The 19,916-nt window shown below is 58.6% G+C and carries 20 protein-coding genes; 6 read left to right on the top strand and 14 right to left on the bottom strand.

The window, feature by feature from the left end; all coding sequences use genetic code 11:
* Positions 1 to 73: 73 nt before the first annotated feature.
* The 8 genes from AC30D7_RS05555 to AC30D7_RS05590 form a co-directional block, all read right to left on the bottom strand.
* Positions 74 to 808 (bottom strand): amino acid ABC transporter ATP-binding protein, encoded by a 735-nt coding sequence (locus AC30D7_RS05555; protein ID WP_490133371.1) that lies wholly within the window; start codon positions 806 to 808, stop codon positions 74 to 76.
* On the bottom strand, positions 805 to 1,476 hold the full coding sequence (locus AC30D7_RS05560) for an amino acid ABC transporter permease (protein ID WP_018926620.1): 672 nt from the start codon (positions 1,474 to 1,476) through the stop codon (positions 805 to 807). Before AC30D7_RS05560 ends, AC30D7_RS05555 begins: the two co-directional genes overlap by 4 nt.
* A complete protein-coding gene (locus AC30D7_RS05565) occupies positions 1,476 to 2,222 on the bottom strand; it encodes an amino acid ABC transporter permease (protein WP_490133372.1) in 747 nt (248 codons plus the stop codon). Before AC30D7_RS05565 ends, AC30D7_RS05560 begins: the two co-directional genes overlap by 1 nt.
* Positions 2,223 to 2,386: 164 nt before the next feature.
* Positions 2,387 to 3,301 (bottom strand): glutamate/aspartate ABC transporter substrate-binding protein, encoded by a 915-nt coding sequence (locus AC30D7_RS05570; RefSeq protein WP_490133373.1) that lies wholly within the window; start codon positions 3,299 to 3,301, stop codon positions 2,387 to 2,389.
* Positions 3,302 to 3,734: 433 nt separating this feature from the next.
* Positions 3,735 to 5,273, bottom strand: coding sequence for a glycerol-3-phosphate dehydrogenase (gene glpD, locus AC30D7_RS05575; RefSeq protein WP_490133374.1), 1,539 nt, complete (start codon positions 5,271 to 5,273; stop codon positions 3,735 to 3,737).
* Between the two features lie 317 nt (positions 5,274 to 5,590).
* A complete protein-coding gene (locus AC30D7_RS05580) occupies positions 5,591 to 6,346 on the bottom strand; it encodes a DeoR/GlpR family transcriptional regulator (protein ID WP_007938932.1) in 756 nt (251 codons plus the stop codon).
* A gap of 95 nt (positions 6,347 to 6,441) precedes the next feature.
* Positions 6,442 to 7,947 (bottom strand): glycerol kinase GlpK, encoded by a 1,506-nt coding sequence (glpK, locus tag AC30D7_RS05585; protein WP_018926616.1) that lies wholly within the window; start codon positions 7,945 to 7,947, stop codon positions 6,442 to 6,444.
* A gap of 76 nt (positions 7,948 to 8,023) precedes the next feature.
* A complete protein-coding gene (locus AC30D7_RS05590; protein WP_019581559.1) occupies positions 8,024 to 8,875 on the bottom strand; it encodes an MIP/aquaporin family protein in 852 nt (283 codons plus the stop codon).
* Positions 8,876 to 9,244: 369 nt separating this feature from the next.
* Here AC30D7_RS05590 and ybaK point away from each other — a divergent pair, with 369 nt between their 5' ends.
* The gene (gene ybaK / locus AC30D7_RS05595) at positions 9,245 to 9,715 is read left to right on the top strand and encodes a Cys-tRNA(Pro) deacylase (RefSeq protein ID WP_007938929.1); all 471 of its coding nucleotides are present in this window, start codon (positions 9,245 to 9,247) and stop codon (positions 9,713 to 9,715) included.
* 117 nt (positions 9,716 to 9,832) lie between these two features.
* Positions 9,833 to 10,615 carry a PhzF family phenazine biosynthesis protein gene (locus tag AC30D7_RS05600; protein WP_490133375.1) on the top strand — a complete coding sequence of 261 codons (783 nt, stop codon included), beginning with the start codon at positions 9,833 to 9,835 and terminating at the stop codon, positions 10,613 to 10,615.
* Between the two features lie 57 nt (positions 10,616 to 10,672).
* Here AC30D7_RS05600 and AC30D7_RS05605 read toward each other — a convergent pair whose 3' ends face one another.
* Together AC30D7_RS05605 and argF are read right to left on the bottom strand one after the other, a co-directional pair.
* Positions 10,673 to 11,782, bottom strand: a complete 1,110-nt coding sequence (locus AC30D7_RS05605) for an ABC transporter ATP-binding protein (protein ID WP_490133376.1) — start codon at positions 11,780 to 11,782, stop codon at positions 10,673 to 10,675.
* Positions 11,779 to 12,699 (bottom strand): ornithine carbamoyltransferase, encoded by a 921-nt coding sequence (gene argF / locus AC30D7_RS05610; RefSeq protein WP_490133377.1) that lies wholly within the window; start codon positions 12,697 to 12,699, stop codon positions 11,779 to 11,781. Before argF ends, AC30D7_RS05605 begins: the two co-directional genes overlap by 4 nt.
* A gap of 457 nt (positions 12,700 to 13,156) precedes the next feature.
* Here argF and AC30D7_RS05615 point away from each other — a divergent pair, with 457 nt between their 5' ends.
* The 3 genes from AC30D7_RS05615 (at position 13,157) to grxD (ending at position 16,130) form a co-directional block, all read left to right on the top strand.
* Positions 13,157 to 13,447, top strand: coding sequence for a hypothetical protein (locus tag AC30D7_RS05615; RefSeq protein ID WP_490133378.1), 291 nt, complete (start codon positions 13,157 to 13,159; stop codon positions 13,445 to 13,447).
* Positions 13,448 to 13,582: 135 nt separating this feature from the next.
* Entirely contained in the window at positions 13,583 to 15,691 is a 2,109-nt protein-coding gene (locus AC30D7_RS05620; RefSeq protein WP_490133379.1) for a molybdopterin oxidoreductase family protein, read from the top strand.
* Positions 15,692 to 15,788: 97 nt separating this feature from the next.
* Positions 15,789 to 16,130: a Grx4 family monothiol glutaredoxin gene (grxD, locus tag AC30D7_RS05625; protein ID WP_490133380.1), complete on the top strand. Its 342-nt coding sequence runs from the start codon at positions 15,789 to 15,791 to the stop codon at positions 16,128 to 16,130.
* Between the two features lie 174 nt (positions 16,131 to 16,304).
* Here grxD and bfr read toward each other — a convergent pair whose 3' ends face one another.
* A complete protein-coding gene (gene bfr, locus AC30D7_RS05630) occupies positions 16,305 to 16,778 on the bottom strand; it encodes a bacterioferritin (protein ID WP_490133381.1) in 474 nt (157 codons plus the stop codon).
* A gap of 200 nt (positions 16,779 to 16,978) precedes the next feature.
* A complete protein-coding gene (locus tag AC30D7_RS05635; RefSeq protein ID WP_490133382.1) occupies positions 16,979 to 17,197 on the bottom strand; it encodes a bacterioferritin-associated ferredoxin in 219 nt (72 codons plus the stop codon).
* Between the two features lie 315 nt (positions 17,198 to 17,512).
* On the opposite strand from AC30D7_RS05635, the gene AC30D7_RS05640 reads away from it, so the two are divergent.
* Positions 17,513 to 18,115, top strand: coding sequence for a peroxiredoxin (locus tag AC30D7_RS05640; RefSeq protein WP_105345076.1), 603 nt, complete (start codon positions 17,513 to 17,515; stop codon positions 18,113 to 18,115).
* 76 nt (positions 18,116 to 18,191) lie between these two features.
* On the opposite strand, the gene rnt is transcribed toward AC30D7_RS05640, so the two are convergent.
* Positions 18,192 to 18,869 (bottom strand): ribonuclease T, encoded by a 678-nt coding sequence (rnt, locus tag AC30D7_RS05645; RefSeq protein ID WP_007938919.1) that lies wholly within the window; start codon positions 18,867 to 18,869, stop codon positions 18,192 to 18,194.
* Positions 18,866 to 19,912, bottom strand: coding sequence for a dihydroorotase (gene pyrC / locus AC30D7_RS05650; protein ID WP_490133383.1), 1,047 nt, complete (start codon positions 19,910 to 19,912; stop codon positions 18,866 to 18,868). The genes rnt and pyrC overlap by 4 nt, the downstream gene beginning before the upstream one ends.
* Positions 19,913 to 19,916: the final 4 nt, after the last annotated feature.

A 19,916-nucleotide genomic window follows, 5' to 3' on the forward strand; every position in this document is an offset into this window, starting at 1 on the left:
CTGTGTGGTGAGGGGGCAAGCCCCCTCGCCACAAAAGCCCGCTCCCACAATTGGGGGAGCGGTGTCTTCCTTCTCAGTGCTGCAGAATCTTCTCGAGGAAATGCTGCGCACGCTCGGAGCGGGCGTTGATGTCGCCGAAGAACTCTTCTTTCTTGCAGTCTTCGATAATCTTGCCGGCGTCCATGAAAATCACCCGGTCCGCGACCTTGCGGGCGAAGCCCATTTCGTGGGTCACGCACATCATGGTCATGCCTTCGTTGGCCAGTTGCACCATCACGTCGAGCACTTCGTTGACCATTTCCGGGTCCAGTGCCGAGGTCGGTTCGTCGAACAACATGACGATCGGGTCCATCGCCAGCGCACGGGCGATCGCCACACGCTGTTGCTGACCACCGGAAAGTTGGCCTGGATGCTTATGCGCATGGGCAGACAGCCCGACGCGCTCAAGCAGTTGCAGGCCTTTCTTGGTGGCTTCTTCCTTGCTGCGGCCCAACACCTTGATCTGCGCGATGGTCAGGTTTTCGGTGATGGTCAGGTGCGGGAACAGTTCGAAATGCTGGAACACCATGCCCACCCGCGAACGCAGTTTCGGCAGGTTGGTCTTCGGATCGGCGATGGACGTGCCATCGACGATCAGGTCGCCTTTCTGGAACGGTTCCAGTGCATTGACGCACTTGATCAGGGTGGATTTGCCGGAACCGGACGGCCCGCACACCACGATCACCTCGCCTTTTTTGACCTCGGTGCTGCAATCAGTCAGTACCTGGAAGTCCCCATACCACTTGTTGACGTTCTTGATAGAGATCATACGGCGAACCTTTTTTGCAGACGCTTGACCAGCTGCGAGGCGGCAAAGCTGATGATGAAGTACGTGAGACCTGCGAAGATCAGGAACTCATTGGAGCGGCCGATGATGTCGCCACTGGCACGCGAGGCATTGAGGAAGTCCACCAGGCCGACCGCGTAGACCAGCGAGGTGTCCTGAAACAGGATGATGCTCTGTTGCAACAGCAGCGGGGTCATCTTGCGGAACGCTTGCGGCAGGATGATCAACCGCATCATCTGGCCATACGTCATACCCATGGCCTGGGCGGCGCTCATCTGGCCCTTGGGAATCGACTGCACGCCGGCCCGGACGATTTCGCAGAAGTACGCTGCTTCGAACATCATGAACGCCACGATGCACGAGGCGAACGCGCCGATCGGGGTGTCTTCGCCGGTGATCCAGCGCAATACGAACGGCACCGCCAGGTAGAACCAGGTGATGACCAGCAGCAGCGGGATCGAGCGGAAGTAGTTGACGTAGGCGCCGGCAATGTTCGACAGCAGTTTGTTGTGGGACAGGCGCATCAACGCCAGGACCGTGCCGAGGATGATCCCGCCGCTCACGCCCAGGGCCATCAGCTGGAGGGTCATGACCATGCCGTTCCACATACCCGGCAGGGACGGAATGATGCCCGAGAAGTCGAATTCCATCATTTACCCCCTACGGAAATCAGGCCCGGCACGGCGACTTTCTTCTCGACCGCGCGCATCAGCAGCATCAGGCTCATGTTCAGGGTGAAGTAGATCAGCGTTGCCAGGGTGAAGGCTTCGAACAGGTTGGCGGAGAACTCGGCGGTCTGTTTGGTCTGCGCCAGCAGCTCCATCAGGCCGATCAGCGACGCGACGGAGGAGTTCTTGAACACGTTCAGGAATTCCGAAGTAAGCGGCGGAATGATGATGCGGTAAGCCTGGGGCAGCAGTACGTTCCAGTAGATCTGCGGCAGCTTGAAACCCATGGCGCGGGCAGCGGATTCCTGGCCGCGGGGCAGCGCCTGGATACCGGTGCGCACTTGTTCGCAAACCCGGGCCGTGGTGAACAGGCCCAGGCACACGACGACACTGAGGAAGGCCGAGGTGGTCGGGTTCAGGTCCTGCTTGTACCAGTCCTGCAGGTTTTGCGGCAGCAGGTCGGGCACCAGGAAGTACCAGATGAACAGCTGCACCAGCAGTGGCACGTTACGGAAGAGTTCGACGTAGCAGGTCGCGATGCCCGATACGATGCGATTCGGCACCGTGCGCATGACGCCCAGGATCGAGCCCAGCAGCAGCGCGATGATCCAGGCGGCGACGGCGATGGCGATGGTCCAGCCCAAACCGGAGAGGTACCAGTCGAAATAAATCTCGCTGCCCACGCCGGTGGACTTGAAGAACACGCTCCAGTCCCAGTTGTAATTCATTAGGGTCTCCCCTCGGATTCGATCGATGTACAAGTGCCCGATGACGGTCAGGCACACGCGAACGGCTCGACAACCACCGGTTCGAGTGTTTCCAGAAATGCCAGCAGGGAGTGACAACCCCTGAAAGGGCTGAGGCCTTTTCAGGGGATAACGTTAGTCAGAAATCAGGATTTCTTTTCGTCAGCCGCTTTGTCGGTCGGATTGGCGATCAGGGTCTTGAGCTCGGCGCTCATCGGGAAGTTCAGGTTCAGGCCTTTTGGCGGGATTGGCTGCATGAACCATTTTTCGTAGATCTTGTTGATCTCGCCCGACTTGTAGGTCGCGATGATTGCGTCGTCGACGGCTTTCTTGAACGGTGCGTCGCCTTTGCGAACCATGCAGCCGTAGATTTCGAAGGACTGTGGTGTACCGGTCACGGCCCAGTCATCTGGCTTCTTGGCCTTGGCCATTTCACCGGCCAGCAAGGCGTCGTCCATCATGAAGGCCACGGCACGGCCGGTTTCCAGCATCTGGAAGGATTCGCCATGGTCTTTGGCGGAAATCACGTTCATGCCCATCTGCTTGTCGGCGTTCATCGACTTGAGGATGCGCTCGGACGTGGTGCCGGCGGTGGTCACGACGTTCTTGCCTTTGAGGTCGGCGAAATCTTTGTAGGGCGAGTCTTTCTTGGCCAGCAGCTTGGTGCCGATTTCGAAGATGCCGGCGGAGAAATCAACTTGTTGCTGACGCTCGACGTTGTTGGTGGTGGAGCCGCACTCGACGTCCACGGTGCCGTTCTGCACCAGCGGGATACGGGTTTGCGAGGTCACCAGGTTGTATTTGACCTGGAGGTTGGGCATGTCCAGATCTTTCTTGATGGCTTCGACGATTTTCAGCTGTATATCGTGGGAGTAGCCAACCGGTTTGCCGGAAGCGTCCGCGATGTAGGAAAACGGAATGGAAGCGTCACGATGCCCGAGGGTGATGGTGCCGGACTCTTTGATCTTCTTCAGTGTGCCGGTGAGTTCGGCGGCGAAAACTGGAGTGCTAATCAGAGCGGCAGCAATGGCTGCGCCCAGGATATGGGGAACGATGCGCATCAAATTTTCCTCGACATTGTTTTTTTTATGGAGCCAGTTCATCGGCCTTTTTTGGTGCTTCGAATGCCTGGCGGCTCCTGAAGGAGTAGCGCAATAAACATTCGTCCGGGAGAGTAGAGCATGACTCGTGCCAGACCATGCATCATCTAGCAAGCTATTGATTTTTAAGAGTGTTTTAATTTTTGTGACGTTGAGTTTGTTGTCGGATGATCCGGTTTTCCGAATCGACCGAGGAGTCGCGTTCGGAAAACCGAATGGATTGACTCACACAAAACTGTAGGAGCGAGGCTTGCCCGCGAAGGGGGCACTGCGGTCTGTCTGTTGAACCGCTTTATCGTTCTTCGCGGGCAAGCCTCGCTCCTACAGTAATGCGCGGTATGAAAAAGCCCCTGAATCGTCAGATTCAGGGGCTTTGGTTTAACCGGATATCCGATCAGGCCGCTTCGATTTTGCTGCGGTTCTGTTCGAGCTTGTTCAGATAATCCTTGAGCCTTTGCTGTTCCGCCGCGGTGGTGAACAGCCCAAGCTTGCTGCGGCGCCACAGAATGTCATCGGCGGTGGTCGCCCATTCTTCGCTGCACAGGTAGTCGACTTCGCGGGTGTAGAGGCCGCCGCCGATGTGTTCGCCCAAGTCGCCCAGGTTTTCCACACCTTCGAGCATGCGCCAGGTGCGGTTGCCGTAAGTGGTGGACCAGCGTCGGGCGATTTCGGTGGGGATCCAGTCGAACTTGTCGCGGATCCGCGAGCTAAGGGCCTGTGGAGTGGTCATGTCTTCGCCGCCGGGCAGAGGAGCGTTGGCGGTCCAGCTTGGCTTGATGTGCGCGAAGTACGGAGCCAGTTGTGCCAGCGCCGACTCAGCCAGTTTGCGGTAGGTCGTCAGCTTGCCGCCGAACACCGACAGCAACGGCGCTTCTTCGCCAGAGCCCGACAATGCCAGGGTGTAGTCGCGGGTAACGGCCGACGGGTTGTCGGATTCGTCGTTGCACAGCGGACGAACGCCGGAATAGCTGTGCAGGATGTCCGCGCGGCTGAGTTGTTTCTTGAAGTGGGCATTGACCACTTTCAGCAGGTAATCGGTTTCGCCTTCAGTGATCGCCACTTTTGCCGGGTCGCCGGTGTACTCGCGGTCGGTGGTGCCGATCAGGGTGAAGTGGTTCAGGTACGGAATAGTGAAGACGATGCGCTGATCTTCGTTTTGCAAAATGTGCGCGTGTTCGCCTTCGTACAGTTTTGGCACGATCAGGTGGCTGCCCTGGATGAGACGGATGCCGTACGGTGACTCCATCTTCAGGTCATCACGAATGAACTGGGCGACCCATGGGCCGGCAGCATTCACCAGTGCCTTGGCGCGGATCGAAAACAGGCTGCCATCGGCGCGTTCCAGGTTCATGTGCCACAGACCCTTGGTACGACGGGCGCTGACGCAGCGGGTTTGCGTATGAACGTGGGCGCCTTTCTCGCGGGCGGCCATGGCGTTCAGTACGACGAGGCGTGCGTCATCGACCCAGCAATCGGAATATTCGAAGCCTTTGGTGATTTCGCTTTTCAGCGGGCTGTCCGGGCCGAACTTCAGGCTTTTCGAGCCTTCGAGTTTTTCCCGTTTGCCGAGGTGGTCATAAAGGAACAGGCCGGCGCGGATCATCCAGGCCGGACGCAGGTGCGGGCGGTGCGGCAGCACGAAACGCATCTGTTTGACGATGTGCGGTGCCTTGGCCAGCAGCACTTCGCGCTCGGCAAGGGCTTCGCGTACCAGGCGGAATTCATAATGCTCCAGGTAGCGCAGGCCACCGTGGATCAGCTTGCTGCTGGCCGACGACGTGTGGCTGGCCAGATCATCCTTTTCGCAAAGGAACACCGAAAGGCCGCGACCGGCGGCATCCGCTGCGATCCCCACGCCATTGATCCCACCACCGATGACGGCGATATCGTAGACCTCGGCGAGAGGGGGCGTAGGCAAGGTAGAAGTGGGCATCGGCTGGCCTCGGGCTTTTTTGATTTCTATATTTGAATTCGAACATTAATGTTCATTTGCGAAAATACTAGCCCATAAAGACGCCCACAGCCAGCGTGCTTCGATTGAAAATACTGATCGAAGGGTCGTTAAAGGAAAATTTTCGAACATTGAATGATGGTAGGGAGTGCTTTTGTGGCGAGGGAGCTTGCCCCCGCTGGGCTGCGAAGCGGCCCTAAAACCGGCTACCGCGGTATCTCAGGAAGAGCATGTTGTCTGATTGGCGTCTGCTGTGCAGCCGAACGGGGGCAAGCCCCCTCGCCACAGGGGGGATGTGCTTACACGACCTCCAGCCGAATCTTGTGCTGGCTCAACAACTGCGCCAGGGCCGGCGAAGGCGGCTGATCGGTGACCAGGCAATCGATCAGGCTGATCGGCCCCAGGCGAATCATGGCGTTGCGCCCGAATTTGCTGGAGTCCGCCGCGAGAATCACCTGTCGGGCGTTGGCGATGATCGCCTGGGACACCCGCACTTCCTGATAGTCGAAATCCAGCAAGCTGCCGTCTTCATCAATGCCACTGATGCCGACCAGGGCGAAGTCGACCTTGAACTGGTTGATGAAGTCGACGCTGGCCTGACCGACCACGCCGCCATCACGTCGCACGTTGCCACCGGTCAGCAGCACGTCGAAGTCGTCCTTGGCGCTGAGCATCGAGGCCACATGCAGGTTGTTGGTGATGATTTTCAGGTGGCTGTGGTTGAGCAGCGCCCGAGCAATGGATTCGGTGGTGGTGCCGATATTGATGAACAGCGAGGCGTGATCGGGAATCTGCGCCGCAATGGCTTCGCCGATACGCTGCTTTTCATCGCGCATCTGATCGGCGCGCATGGCGTAGGCGGTGTTTTCGACGCTGGAGTCGTAGGCGGCGCCGCCGTGATAGCGACGCAACAGATTCACTTCCGCCAGTTGATTGATATCGCGGCGGATGGTTTGCGGTGTAACGACGAACAGCTGGGCCATTTCCTCGATGCTGACATAGCCGCGTTCGCGGACCAGTTCGAGGATTTGCTGCTGACGGGGAGGCAGATTCATGGGGCTTCCTTTGGGCTGCCGTGCAAAATTTGCCCATGATGCCGCAGGAATCCGCTCCCTACCAGTTACAACCGGATACGAGTCCGGTCCGTGGCTTATTCAGCGCCTTCGTGCGGTTCCCAATCGCGAGTGCGGCTGACAGCTTTTTTCCAGCCGGCGTAGAGTTTTTCCTTCGCGGTTTCGTCCAGCGCCGGTTCGAACTCGCGCTCGATCACGGCCTTGCCGCGCAACTCGTCCAGGCTGCCCCAGAAGCCGCAGGCCAGACCCGCCAGGTAAGCGGCGCCCAACGCGGTGGTTTCGCGCATTTTCGGGCGCTCGACTTGAGTACCGAGGATGTCGGCCTGGAATTGCATCAGGAAATTGTTCGCCACTGCACCGCCGTCCACGCGCAGGGCTTTCAGGCGTTCGCCGGAATCCTGCTGCATGGCGTCCAGAACGTCGCGGGTTTGGTAGGCAATCGACTCAAGCGCGGCACGAATGATGTGATCCACGCGTACGCCACGGGTCAGGCCGAACAGCGCGCCACGGGCATACGGGTCCCAGTACGGAGCACCCAGGCCGGTGAAGGCTGGCACCAGGTACACGCCGTTGCTGTCCTTGACCTTATTGGCGAAGTATTCGGTGTCGTGGGCGTCATTGATGATCTTCAGTTCGTCGCGCAGCCACTGCACGGTGGAGCCGCCGTTGAACACCGCGCCTTCCAGCGCATAGGCCACTTCGCCACGCGGGCCGCAAGCGATGGTGGTCAGCATGCCGTGCTTGGACTTCACCGCTTTGTCGCCAGTGTTCATCAGCAGGAAGCAACCAGTGCCGTAGGTGTTTTTTGCCTGGCCTGGCTCGACGCACATCTGGCCGAACAGGGCCGCTTGCTGGTCGCCGGCGATACCGCCAATGGCGATGCCGCTTTTGGTGTGGCCGTAGATTTCGGACGAGGACTTAACTTCCGGCAGCATCTCGCGCGGGATGTCGAGGACGTCCAGCATCTTCGCGTCCCACTCCAGCGTGTGGATGTTGAAGAGCATGGTGCGCGAGGCGTTGGTGTAGTCGGTGACGTGCACCTTGCCGCCGGTAAACTTCCAGATCAGCCAGCTGTCGACGGTGCCGAACAACAGTTCACCCTTGCGTGCCCGCTCACGGCTGCCTTCGACATTGTCGAGGATCCACTTGAGCTTGGTGCCGGAGAAGTACGGGTCGGTGACCAGGCCCGTGGTGTCGCTGATGTATTGCTCGTGGCCATCGCGCTTGAGCTGCTGGCAGATTTCGGTGCTGCGGCGGCACTGCCAGACGATCGCGTTGTAGATCGGGCGGCCAGTGGTCTTGTCCCAGACCACGGTGGTTTCGCGCTGGTTGGTGATGCCGATGGCCGCGACCTGGTCGTGATGCAGGCCGGCTTGAGCCAGGGCCTCGACCATCACGGCGCTTTGGGTGGCGAAGATTTCCATCGGGTCGTGTTCGACCCAACCGGCTTGTGGGTAATGCTGTGCGAATTCACGCTGGGCGGTGCAGACCACGTTCGCGTCGCGATCGAAAATGATCGCGCGGGAGCTGGTCGTACCCTGATCGAGGGCAATGATGTAGTTCTTATTCTGAATGTCGGTCATGTCGATTGCCTTGGACGAAATAAGGAAGTGAAGTCAGGCGAGGGATCAAAATGGGCAGGATCACGCGCCAACGGTTTCAAGACGTTCTTGGTTTGCCGTCAATGGCCAGTGCTGCGTCCTTTGTAGCAGGTATGGCGCTGGGCAGATGACGGGCAATCAGCCCGCGATAAGCTGCAGCACCGAGACAGGCACCGACAATCGGTGCAAAAACCGGAATCAGGAAGTACGGGATATCGCGTCCGCCAGTGAAGGAAATTTCACCCCAGCCTGCGAAGAAAGTCATCAGTTTAGGACCGAAGTCGCGGGCCGGGTTCATCGCGAAACCGGTCAGCGGGCCCATCGAGCTGCCGATCACGGCAATCAGCAGACCGATCAGCAACGGCGCCAATGGCCCTTTGGGCAGGCCATTGTTGTCGTCGGTGAGCGACATGATCACGCCCATCAGAATCGCGGTGATGATCACTTCAACCAAAAAGGCCTGGCCCGTGGACAGGGCAGGGTTCGGGAAGGTGGAGAACACCGAAGCCAATTCAAGGCTGGCTTCGGTGCCACGAACCATTTGGTGAGTTTGTTCGAAATCGAAGAACAGGTTGCTGTACAGCGTGTAAACCAACAATGCCCCGCAGAAGGCACCGGCGACCTGGGAGAAGATATAGAAAGGCAGTTTGCGCTTTTCGAAGTCAGCGAAAATACTCAGCGCGATACTCACGGCAGGGTTGAGGTGAGCGCCGGAGACGCCGGCGGTGAGGTAAATCGCCATGCTGACACCAACCCCCCAGATGATGCTGATTTCCCACAGCCCGAAGCTGGCACCCGCGACCTTGAGCGCGGCAACGCAGCCGGTACCGAAAAAGATCAGCAGTGCAGTACCCAGAAACTCGGCCATGCATTGGCTCGAGAGCGACGGTTGTTGTAACGCAGTTGTCATTGAAAACCTCGTTTTTGTTGTTGTCTGGCGCTTTTCCATCGAGGTCAAAGCGCGATTTCCACCGAGGCAGGATCCCCATCCTGCGCTCGGCTTACTGCCGGGTGCTGCGGTGAGACATTAGTACAGTGTTCACATTCGAAAAAATATAGACAAGAAGCACTGCTGTCAAAGGTCGAAAGTGAACCGTCAGTCATATTTAAACTATTAGTTCTGTGAATGATCGCATCGTTCATCTGGCGGGAAGCGCGTGGATGAACGGCTGAAAGCCCGGCCAGGCCTTGGAAACAGCGCCGCAATAGAGCCTTTTGTCGATCGATGACCTAGAATCCTGCGCAGTATTTTTCTTCTGCCGCCAAGCTTGGAGCTGTCATGACCCCCGCATTGGATTTGTTGAAAAAAGTTCGTGCCGAACATCGCGTGCATAGTTACGAACATGACCCGAAGGCAGCGTCCTATGGTCTGGAGGCCGCGGAAAAACTGGGTCTGGACCCCGCGCAGGTGTTCAAGACATTGCTGGCGGCGAGTGAGAAGGGTGAGTTATTGGTGGCAGTGGTGCCGGTCGTCGGAAGTCTGGACTTGAAGGCGCTGGCACAGGCCGCAGGCGTGAAAAAAGTTGAAATGGCCGATCCCGCCGCGGCACAGCGTTCAACCGGGTATCTGTTGGGCGGTATCAGCCCGCTCGGGCAGAAGAAACGCCTGCGCACTTTTATCGATCATTCGGCCCAGCCGTTTTCCAGCATTTTCGTCAGCGCCGGGCGGCGCGGTCTGGAAGTCGAACTGGCGCCTGCCGTGTTGGCCGAACACACCCAGGCGAAGTTCGCCGATATCGGTCGTGCCTGAACAAAAGGTCTTGGGCTTACAGCCCGGCGCTGTATGGTGGAAATTGGTTCGTTCTGTCACTGGCGAAGGGCTATGCCAGACTTCATGCTCGGCGACCTGAAGAAAGGGAGAAGTGCCATGCAGCTTGAGTTTCATCAGGTCGATGCGTTCAGTGATCGGCCGTTCAGTGGCAACCCGGCGATGGTGTACCGGCTCGATGCCTGGCTCGACGATGAGTTGATGCAAAAAATCGCCGCTGAACACAACCTTGCCGAAACCGCGTTTTTGGTGCGTGAGGGTTCTGTCTGGCGCATTCGCTGGTTCACTCCGACCACCGAAGTCCCGTTATGCGGTCATGCGACCCTGGCCAGTGCCTACGTGCTGTTTGAACTCTATAAAGAGCCGGTCGAGCGACTGGACTTCATCTGTAAGTCCGGCCCGTTGAGTGTCACCCGAGAGGGTGGGCGCTTGTGGCTGGATTTCCCGGCAGTCGTTCCGTCGGAAGTGGGCGTGACCCGGGATGTCGAGCGCGCCTTGGGCGTCGAGGCGGTCGATGTGCTGGGCTCGAAAGAATTGTTCGTGGTGCTGGAGTCCGAGCAGGCGGTGCTCGATTGTCAGCCGGACATGATTGCCCTGGCGAAACTGCCGTGGCCGGGGGCCATCGTGACAGCCAAAGGCAACAAGCATGACTTTGTGTCGCGCTACTTTGCTCCGGCGATCGGCATCAACGAAGATCCGGTGACCGGCTCGACCCATTGCAGCCTGATTCCGTACTGGTCGAAACGCTTGAGCAAGATGAGTCTGACGGCTTATCAGTGTTCGGCGCGGGGCGGGGAGTTGTTTTGTCAGCTAGAAGGGGATCGGGTGAGTATTGGCGGGAATGCGACGCTGGTCGCGAGTGGAACGCTAATGCTGGGTTAAACGAAAATCCAATAATGTGGGAGCGAGCAAGCTCGCTCTCACCTATGTTCGCGTTGTTCAGCTGGCGGCGCTGTAGCGCCGAACCCCGGATTCGACCGGCGGAATCTGCGCCGCTGTACTGCCGGAGGCCTGGAACAGTACCAGGTGTTCCGCCGCTACCCGAATGCCTACTTCAGCACCGACCAGATGATCGGCATGGCTCGGGAAGATCGACTCCAGCTGTGCGCCCGTAGGCAACTGCAAGCGGTACAGCGTTGATGCGCCCTGGAAGCTCTTTCCGATAATCCGCGCTTTGAGTGGGCTGGACGGTGCATAGACGATATCGTCCGGACGCAGCAATACGTCCACGGCACCACCGATCGGCCAGGTGTAGGCGCGGTTGCCGCGCAATTCACCCAACTCGGTCTGCACCGACTCCGGGCTGCTCAACTGACCGCGAATGAAGTAACCCTGGCCAATGAAGCTGGCCACATACGGTGTCAGCGGTTCGTGATAGAGGTTGTAGGGCGTATCCCACTGTTCCAGGCGACCTTCCTTGAAAACACCGACATGGTCACTGACCGCGAAGGCTTCTTCCTGGTCGTGGGTCACCAGAATCGCACTGGTGCCGCGAGCCTTGAGAATGTCGCGTACTTCATGGCTGAGCTTGCGTCGCAGCTCGCCGTCGAGGTTGGAGAATGGTTCGTCGAGCAACAACAGTTGCGGTTCCGGCGCCAGGGCGCGGGCCAGTGCAACCCGCTGCTGCTGGCCACCGGACAGCTCATGGGGAAAGCGCTTGCCGAGGTTTTTCAGGTTGACCAGTTCGAGCAGCTCTTCGGTGACGCGATCCTTTTTCGGATGCTTGCGGATCCCGAAGGCGATGTTCTCGGCCACGCTCAAATGCGGAAACAGCGCGTAATCCTGGAACACCATGCCGATCCGGCGTTTTTCCGGGGCGAGGGTGAAACCGGCGCTGGAGATGGTCTCGCCCGCCAACTGGATCTCACCCTCGTGCACCGGTTCGAAACCGGCAATGGCCCGCAGAGTGGTGGTTTTGCCGCAGCCAGAAGAGCCCAGCAGGCAACCGATGTCGCCGGCATTCAAATGCAGGTTGAGGTTCTGCACAACCCGCTGGTTTTGATAACCACAGGCGAGGTTGCGCAGGTTCAGCAGTAATGGCGGGCTCATGCGTGGTGGTACGAAGGTGGGACGAGAAACTCGAGCAGGGCCTTTTGTGCATGCAGGCGGTTCTCGGCTTGATCCCAAGCCACCGAACGCGGGTCGTCGAGCAGGTCAAGGCTGATTTCCTCGCCACGGTGGGCCGGCAGGCAATGCATGAACAGCACGTCCGGCGCCGCCAGGTCGAGCAGTGCCCGGTTGACTTGGAACGGTGCGAACAGCTCCAGCCGCTTGGCGGTTTCCTCTTCCTGGCCCATGGAGGTCCAGACGTCGGTGCTCACCAGATGCGCGCCGCGCACGGCTTCCTGCGGATCGCGGACGATGCTCACACGATCGCCGGCCTTGGCCACGAATTCAGGGTTGGGTTCGTAACCTTCCGGGCAGGCAATGCGCAATTGGAAGTCGAACTGGATCGCCGCTTCTATATAGCTGTTGCACATGTTGTTGCCGTCGCCGATCCAGGCCACGGTCTTGCCTTGAATCGAACCGCGATGCTCGAGGAAGGTTTGCATGTCGGCCAGCAACTGGCACGGGTGCAGGTCATCGGACAGGCCGTTAATCAGCGGGACTCGCGAATTGGCGGCGAATTCGGTCAGGGTGCTGTGCGAAAACGTACGGATCATCACTGCATCGAGCATGCTCGACATGACAATGGCGGCGTCGCCGATCGGTTCGCCACGGCCCAGCTGAGTGTCGCGCGGCGACAGGAAGATCGCCTGGCCACCGAGCTGGATCATGCCGGCTTCGAACGAAATACGGGTACGGGTCGAGGACTTCTCGAAAATCATCCCCAGGACGCGGTTTTTCAAAGGCTCGAACAGTACGCCGCGGTTACGCAGGTCCTTGAGCTCAACGCCTCGACGGATCACGCTGACCAGCTCTTCGGGCGTGCAATCCATCAGGGAGAGAAAGTGCCTTGCGCTCATCATTGACTACCTTTTTGCAACAGACCGCAGATACTCAAAGCCTTGTTTAACTGAAAAACGGGCGAGACCTGCGGCGTAAGCCGCACGGGGCGACGAAATAGGGGGAGGCGCGATATTGACATTAAATGTCGCGTTTTTCCAATAGGCTACGGTGTTTAGAGGATTTCAGAGGGGCTACGGGGTGACCGTGGTAGCGCTTTTGAAGCCTGTGTCCTGACAGCCGCTGACCATTTGTACACTGGGCCCGCCGGGATTGGCAATCAGAGGGGGCGCGGGCGACATACTGGCGGTCGGTTTTTGACCTGTCATTCAAGCCTTTGGCGGGTAATGTGCCTGGTCTGAAACATTTGCTAATGCAAAGTGCTGGGTTATAACTAAAGCTTGCCATCCAGGATCCGACACAGTTTCGGGAACTACCGGATGACAGGCCCTCATGCCGACGCAGGACGCCCTTGGAATGGAATCGAAAGAACAGCTATTAATGGAACTGCTCGGGCTTACGGCTCGCTCTCTGACCCACCTCACTGCTTCCATGACTTCGATGTCTTTCGAGTTGCTGCGCAGTGAAGACGAAGTCACCAAAGTGGCTGGCCGGCGCATGATCGACCGCATGGCCACCATCAGTGCCGGGCTCGACGAGCATTGGCGGCTGATTGGCGAGCTCACCGGCGTGCATGTCGCCCACGAGCAGATCGAAACCATCGAGGAAATCCAGCTGCAGGCGCCGCCGAGTCTGCCGCCGAACTGATCCTCTTGCTGTCATCGGCCGGCTTGATGGTCGTCGATTCACAAGACGAACGTCGCTGGCGCGGTGGCGAGTCACGCGCCATAGTTTTGTTCCCGCGGCCGACATCGCCCGCCCAGAACAAAACAGAGACTGGCCATGACCAAGACTCTCCATCACCGTGCGTGCCACCTGTGTGAAGCCATCTGCGGCCTGACCATCGAAACCACTGAGGTCGAAGGCGGCGGCGTGCAGATCACCTCGATCAAGGGCGACCCCCAGGACCGCTTCAGCCGTGGGCATATCTGCCCCAAGGCGGTGGCCCTGCAAGACATTCAGAGCGACCCGGATCGCCTGCATCAGCCGATGCAGCGAGTGGGTAGCGAATGGCAGCCTATCGAGTGGGAAGATGCGTTCAGCCTTGTAGCCGAACGCCTGGCGGCGATTCAGGAGCGTCATGGGCAGAATGCTGTGGCGGTCTATCAGGGCAACCCCAGCGTGCACAACTATGGGTTGATGACCCACAGCAATTACTTCCTCGGTCTGTTGAAAACCCGTAACCGGTTTTCCGCGACATCGGTCGATCAGTTGCCCCATCACCTGACCAGCCATTTGATGTACGGCCATGGCTTGCTGTTGCCGATTCCGGACATCGATCACACCGATTTCATGCTGATCCTGGGCGGCAATCCACTGGCCTCCAACGGCAGCATCATGACCGTGCCGGATGTAGAGAAACGCCTCAAGGCGATTCAGGCCCGGGGCGGCAAAGTGGTGGTGGTCGATCCGCGTCGCAGCGAAACGGCGGCGATTGCCGATCAGCATCTGTTCGTGCGTCCCGGTGGCGATGCGGCGCTGTTGTTCGGGCTGCTCAATACGTTATTCGCTGAAGGCCTGACCTGCGACAGTCATTTGCCTGTGGACGGTCTGGATGACGTACGTCAGGCGATTGCGGGTTTCAGCGCCGAGGCCATGAGCCCGTTGTGCGCAGTGCCCGCCGAACAGATCCGTCAACTCGCCCGGGATTTCGCTGCAGCCCCGACGGCGGTCTGCTACGGCCGCATGGGCGTCTCGACCCAGGCCTTCGGCACCTTGTGCCATTGGCTGGTGCAATTGATCAATCTGGTGACCGGCAACCTTGATCGTGTCGGCGGTGCGTTGTGCACCGAGCCGGCGGTGGACCTGGTGGCGTCCACCTCGGGCGGCCATTTCAATCTGTGGCAAAGCCGCGTGTCCGGGCGTCCTGAATACGGTGGCGAGTTGCCGGTGTCGGCGCTGGCCGAAGAGATGCTCACCGAAGGGGAAGGGCAGGTCCGTGCGCTGATCACTGTGGCGGGTAATCCGGTGCTGTCCACGCCCAATGGCCGACAGCTGGAGCAGGCGCTGGACGGACTGGAGTTCATGGTCAGCGTCGACCTGTACATCAATGAAACCACGCGTTATGCCGACCTGATCCTGCCGTCGACTTCGGCGCTGGAAAACGATCATTACGACACCACCTTCAATATGTTCGCGGTGCGCAACGTCACCCGCTTCAATCGGGCGATTCTCGCCAAGCCGCAAGGCGCGCTGCATGACTGGGAGATCTTCGTGGGGCTGGCCAAGGCCTTTGCGGCGAAGACCGGCAAGGAGCTGAAACCGACCATTGCGCCGGCGCAGATGATTGACCGGGGGCTGCGGATGGGCCTGTATGGCGATGCTTCAGGGCACAAACTGTCGCTGGCGACCTTGTTCGATCACCCTCACGGTATCGATCTCGGCGCGCTCAAGCCCAATTTGACGCCTCGTCTGAAGACGGCCAATCAGCGCGTCCAGGCGGCGCCTGTGGAGATCCTCGCCGATCTGGCACGCTTTGCGGCGCTGCAGGCACCGGCCGCCGATGAGTTGCTGATGATCGGCCGCCGCCATGTGCGCAGCAACAACTCATGGATGCACAACTATCACCGCCTGGTGAAAGGCAAGCCGCGCCATCAACTGCTGATGCATCCGGACGATCTGGCCAGTCGCGGGCTCGCCGATGGGCAGCGGGTACGCGTCAGTTCGCGGGTCGGCGTGATCGAGGTTGAAGTGCTTGCCAGCCTCGATATGATGAAAGGAGTGGTCAGCCTGCCCCACGGTTGGGGCCATGCGCGACCGGGCGTGCAGATGACGATTGCCAGTAGCCAGCCAGGCTCCAGCGCCAACGACCTGACTGACGAATGTCAGCTCGATGAGTTGTCGGGCAATGCGGCGTTGAACGGCGTGCCGGTGACTGTGGCGGCGGCGTGAACATGTCTGTCGGAGAGGCCGAGCATGGCGCTCGGGTTTCCGTTACAATGCGCCACCGTGCCGACCACTGAGTCGGAAAGTTCAGCCGAGGTGCTCCATGGATATCATCGAAACGATTAAAGAGCAGATTGCCAACAACACCATTCTGCTTTACATGAAAGGCTCGCCGAATGCCCCGCAGTGTGGCTTCTCCGCGAAAGCCGCCCAAGCTGTGATGGCCTGTGGTGAAAAGTTTGCCTATGTGGATATCCTGCAGAACCCGGAAATCCGCGCCAACCTGCCAAAATACGCCAACTGGCCAACCTTCCCGCAACTGTGGGTTGCCGGTGAGCTGGTCGGTGGCAGCGACATCATGACTGAAATGTCTGCCGACGGTTCGTTGCAGACACTGATCAAAGACGCCGCCGCAAAAGCCGCCGCTGCCAAGACCGAAGCCTGATTCGGTACCTGTAGGAGCGAGGCTTGCCCGCGAAGCAGGCGCCGCGCTTCTGCAGATACACCGCGTCATCGTTCTTCGCGGGCGAGCCTCGCTCCTACAAGAGCGCACGTAAAAAGCCCCGCCTCTGTAAAGAGAGCGGGGCTTTTTATTGCGTCGGGGTTAGCGGCGTAGAACTTACTCTTCGCCCATCTGCGATTGCAGATAGTTCTCGAGGCCGACTTTATCGATCAGGCCCAGCTGGGTTTCCAGCCAGTCGATATGTTCTTCTTCGGATTCAAGAATGTCTTCGAGCAGTTCACGGCTACCGAAGTCGCCGACGGTTTCGCAATGAGCGATAGCGACTTTCAGGTCGGCATGGCCGTCGCGTTCGATCTTCAAGTCGCACTCAAGCATTTCCTTGGTGTGTTCGCCGATGTGCAGCTTGCCCAGGTCCTGGACGTTCGGCAGGCCTTCAAGGAACAGGATGCGCTTGATCAGCTTGTCAGCGTGCTTCATCTCGTCGATGGATTCGTGGTACTCGTGCTTGCCGAGCTTGTTCAGGCCCCAATCTTCATACATGCGCGCATGCAGGAAATACTGATTGATCGCGACCAGTTCATTGCCAAGGATTTTGTTGAGGTGCTGGATGACTGTAATGTCGCCTTTCATAGTGGGAGTCCTGCCCTGTATTAGCTGTATATGGGGCAGAGTTTGAGCCGCGTAATTAACAGTGTCAAACCTAAGTTATTGAAACTTAAATGAAAATTAATCGGAATAAGAATGTTTGTGTTCCGCGTCTAAGGCCTAAGCGATTGATTTTCAGGCATAAAAAAACCGGACATCAAGTCCGGTTCTTTGAAATACGGTAATTATGCGGCTGTAAATTCTACAGAGTAGGGAATCGCCGCCTGGGCCGTTTGCAGTTTGCCCAGGGTGTCGCGGACCACTTCCTTGGCCAAGCAAGCGCATTTACCGCATTGGCTGGCGACGCCGGTAGCCTGACGGACTTCCTTATAGCTGCAGCAACCGTCATAGATTGCATCGCGGATTTGACCGTCGGTGACGCCAGTGCAGAGGCAGACATACATAAGTGAGAACCGTCGCTGGTTGTGACTCAATTGCGATGGATCTTAATGTTAACGAGAATGATTGTCAAAGTGGTTTCTGAAGGCTTTTCATCATTATGGCCTGTGACTGACGAACGGTTTCCTCCCGCGCCTCGTGAAAAAATAGAGGAGCGGCCATTTTGCCCGTCAGAAAAAAACCGCTAAGGACAGGCGAAAAACGCGGTGTATGATGGTCGGCCTTTTGCGAAGGAGGTTCGTGTCACAGGGCTGTCGCCTGAGGGTGACAGGCTGGCATGAACCCTAGTTCTTCAACGTTATTACACCAGGAGATATCCAATGAGCGTACTCGTAGGCAAACAAGCCCCTGACTTCACCGTACCGGCCGTACTCGGCAATGGCGAAATCGTAGACAGCTACACCCTGTCCTCGGCCATCAAAGGCAAATACGGCCTGGTGTTCTTCTACCCACTGGACTTCACTTTCGTTTGCCCGTCCGAGCTGATCGCTCTGGACAACCGCATGGCTGACTTCAAGGCACGCAACGTTGAAGTGGTCGCTGTATCGATCGACTCGCACTTCACCCACAATGCATGGCGCAACACCCCGGTGAACAATGGCGGTATCGGCCAGGTTCGTTACACCATGGCTGCCGACCTGAAGCACGAAATCGCCAAGGCCTACGACGTTGAGTCCGAAGGCGGCGTTGCTTTCCGTGGCGCGTTCCTGATCGACGACAAAGGTGTTGTCCGTTCGCAGATCGTCAACGACCTGCCACTGGGTCGTAACATGGAAGAGCTGATCCGTCTGGTCGACGCTCTGCAATTCCACGAAGAGCACGGCGAAGTTTGCCCAGCCAACTGGAAAAAAGGCGACAAAGGCATGAACGCTTCGCCAGAAGGCGTTGCGGCTTACCTGACCGAGAACGCTGCTGCGCTGTAAGCCAGGCGTACGGCAATAAAAAACCGGCCTCACTGAGGCCGGTTTTTTTATGGGCGGGATAAACCGGCGACAGGCATCAATCGTTGTAGTCTTCCCAGCCGCCCATTTGTTTCCAGCGATTGACGATGCCGCAGAACAGCTCGGCAGTCTTCTCGGTATCGTAACGAGCCGAGTGGGCCTCGCGACCGTCGAAGTCGATATCCGCTGCTTGGCAGGCCTTGGCCAGTACGGTCTGGCCGTAGGCAAGACCAGCGAGGGTCGCGGTGTCGAAGCTGGAGAACGGGTGAAACGGGTTGCGTTTCATGTCCAGGCGCGCGACAGCCGCGTTGAGGAAGCCCAGATCGAAACTGCTGTTGTGACCGACCAGAATCGCTCGTTTGCAACCGTTGGCTTTCAGGGCCTTGCGAATGCCACGGAAGATATCGGTCAGCGCCGCTTCTTCACTCACTGCCATGCGCAACGGGTGATCGAGCTTGATCCCGGTGAACTCCAGGGCTGCTGCTTCGATGTTGGCGCCTTCGAATGGCTCGACCCGGAAGAAGTAGGTGTGATCGGGGTACACAAACCCTTTTTCATCCATGGCGATGGTGGTTGCAGCAATTTCCAGCAGGGCGTCGGTGGCCGAGTTGAAGCCACCGGTTTCTACGTCGACGACAACCGGCAGGTAACCACGGAATCTGGCAGCCATTGGATGACGAGGACCACCTCCACCGCCTTGACCGTCCTGTTCGTCGTCGAAATGGTCTTCACTCACGCGTGTTCCTCCAGCAGGCGCCAGCGCAGTTTTTCACCGGCGCGCAGCGGGATAACGGTCAGCTCGCCAAATGGCAGGCTGGTTGGGGCGGTCCACTCTTCGCGGACCAGGGTGATGCGATCGGTGTTCGCCGGCAGACCGTAGAAACGCGGGCCATTGAGGCTGGCGAAGGCTTCGAGCTTGTCCAGCGCATTACGCTGTTCGAAGGCTTCGGCATACATCTCGATCGCGGCATAAGCGGTGTAGCAGCCGGCACAGCCGCAAGCCGCTTCTTTGGCGTGCTGGGCATGGGGGGCCGAGTCGGTGCCGAGGAAGAATTTGTCGCTGCCACTGGTGGCGGCGTCGAGCAGCGCTTCCTGGTGGGTATTGCGCTTGAGGATCGGCAAGCAATAGAAGTGCGGCCGAATCCCGCCCACTAGCATGTGGTTGCGGTTGTACAGCAGGTGATGCGCGGTGATGGTGGCGCCAACGTTGGCCGAAGCCGCGTTGACGAACTGCACGGCATCGGCGGTGGTGATGTGTTCGAACACCACTTTGAGCGTCGGGAAACGCTCGACCACGCGACGCATGTGCTCATCGATGAAGATTTTTTCCCGATCGAAAACGTCGACATCGCCACGGGTGACTTCACCGTGAATCAGCAACGGCATCCCGACTTCGGCCATGGCCTCCAGTGCAGGGAAAATCTTGTCGATGCTGGTGACGCCAGAGTCCGAGTTGGTGGTCGCGCCTGCCGGGTAAAGCTTGGCGGCGTGAATGAAACCGCTGGCCTTGGCTTCACGAATTTCTTCAGGCTGGGTGCGGTCGGTCAGGTACAGAACCATCAGCGGTTCGAAACGGCTGCCGGCCGGACGTGCAGCGAGAATCCGCTGGCGATAGCCATCGGCTTCAGCAGCGTTGCGCACCGGAGGTACCAGGTTGGGCATGATGATGGCGCGACCAAAGGTACGCGCGACATCCGCGACGGTATTGGTCAACACGGCACCATCGCGAAGATGAATGTGCCAGTCGTCGGGACGCAGCAGGGTCAGGCGGTCGGACATGAGG

Source organism: Pseudomonas sp. DF5 (assembly GCF_058148225.1).

Coding starts and splice junctions, on each gene's coding strand:
- AC30D7_RS05555 (WP_490133371.1), bottom strand. CDS start 808: ATGATCTCTATCAAGAACGTCAACAAGTGGTATGGGGACTTCCAGGTA.
- AC30D7_RS05560 (WP_018926620.1), bottom strand. CDS start 1,476: ATGGAATTCGACTTCTCGGGCATCATTCCGTCCCTGCCGGGTATGTGG.
- AC30D7_RS05565 (WP_490133372.1), bottom strand. CDS start 2,222: ATGAATTACAACTGGGACTGGAGCGTGTTCTTCAAGTCCACCGGCGTG.
- AC30D7_RS05570 (WP_490133373.1), bottom strand. CDS start 3,301: ATGCGCATCGTTCCCCATATCCTGGGCGCAGCCATTGCTGCCGCTCTG.
- glpD (WP_490133374.1), bottom strand. CDS start 5,273: ATGCCCACTTCTACCTTGCCTACGCCCCCTCTCGCCGAGGTCTACGAT.
- AC30D7_RS05580 (WP_007938932.1), bottom strand. CDS start 6,346: ATGAATCTGCCTCCCCGTCAGCAGCAAATCCTCGAACTGGTCCGCGAA.
- glpK (WP_018926616.1), bottom strand. CDS start 7,947: ATGACCGACATTCAGAATAAGAACTACATCATTGCCCTCGATCAGGGT.
- AC30D7_RS05590 (WP_019581559.1), bottom strand. CDS start 8,875: ATGACAACTGCGTTACAACAACCGTCGCTCTCGAGCCAATGCATGGCC.
- ybaK (WP_007938929.1), top strand. CDS start 9,245: ATGACCCCCGCATTGGATTTGTTGAAAAAAGTTCGTGCCGAACATCGC.
- AC30D7_RS05600 (WP_490133375.1), top strand. CDS start 9,833: ATGCAGCTTGAGTTTCATCAGGTCGATGCGTTCAGTGATCGGCCGTTC.
- AC30D7_RS05605 (WP_490133376.1), bottom strand. CDS start 11,782: ATGAGCCCGCCATTACTGCTGAACCTGCGCAACCTCGCCTGTGGTTAT.
- argF (WP_490133377.1), bottom strand. CDS start 12,699: ATGAGCGCAAGGCACTTTCTCTCCCTGATGGATTGCACGCCCGAAGAG.
- AC30D7_RS05615 (WP_490133378.1), top strand. CDS start 13,157: ATGGAATCGAAAGAACAGCTATTAATGGAACTGCTCGGGCTTACGGCT.
- AC30D7_RS05620 (WP_490133379.1), top strand. CDS start 13,583: ATGACCAAGACTCTCCATCACCGTGCGTGCCACCTGTGTGAAGCCATC.
- grxD (WP_490133380.1), top strand. CDS start 15,789: ATGGATATCATCGAAACGATTAAAGAGCAGATTGCCAACAACACCATT.
- bfr (WP_490133381.1), bottom strand. CDS start 16,778: ATGAAAGGCGACATTACAGTCATCCAGCACCTCAACAAAATCCTTGGC.
- AC30D7_RS05635 (WP_490133382.1), bottom strand. CDS start 17,197: ATGTATGTCTGCCTCTGCACTGGCGTCACCGACGGTCAAATCCGCGAT.
- AC30D7_RS05640 (WP_105345076.1), top strand. CDS start 17,513: ATGAGCGTACTCGTAGGCAAACAAGCCCCTGACTTCACCGTACCGGCC.
- pyrC (WP_490133383.1), bottom strand. CDS start 19,912: ATGTCCGACCGCCTGACCCTGCTGCGTCCCGACGACTGGCACATTCAT.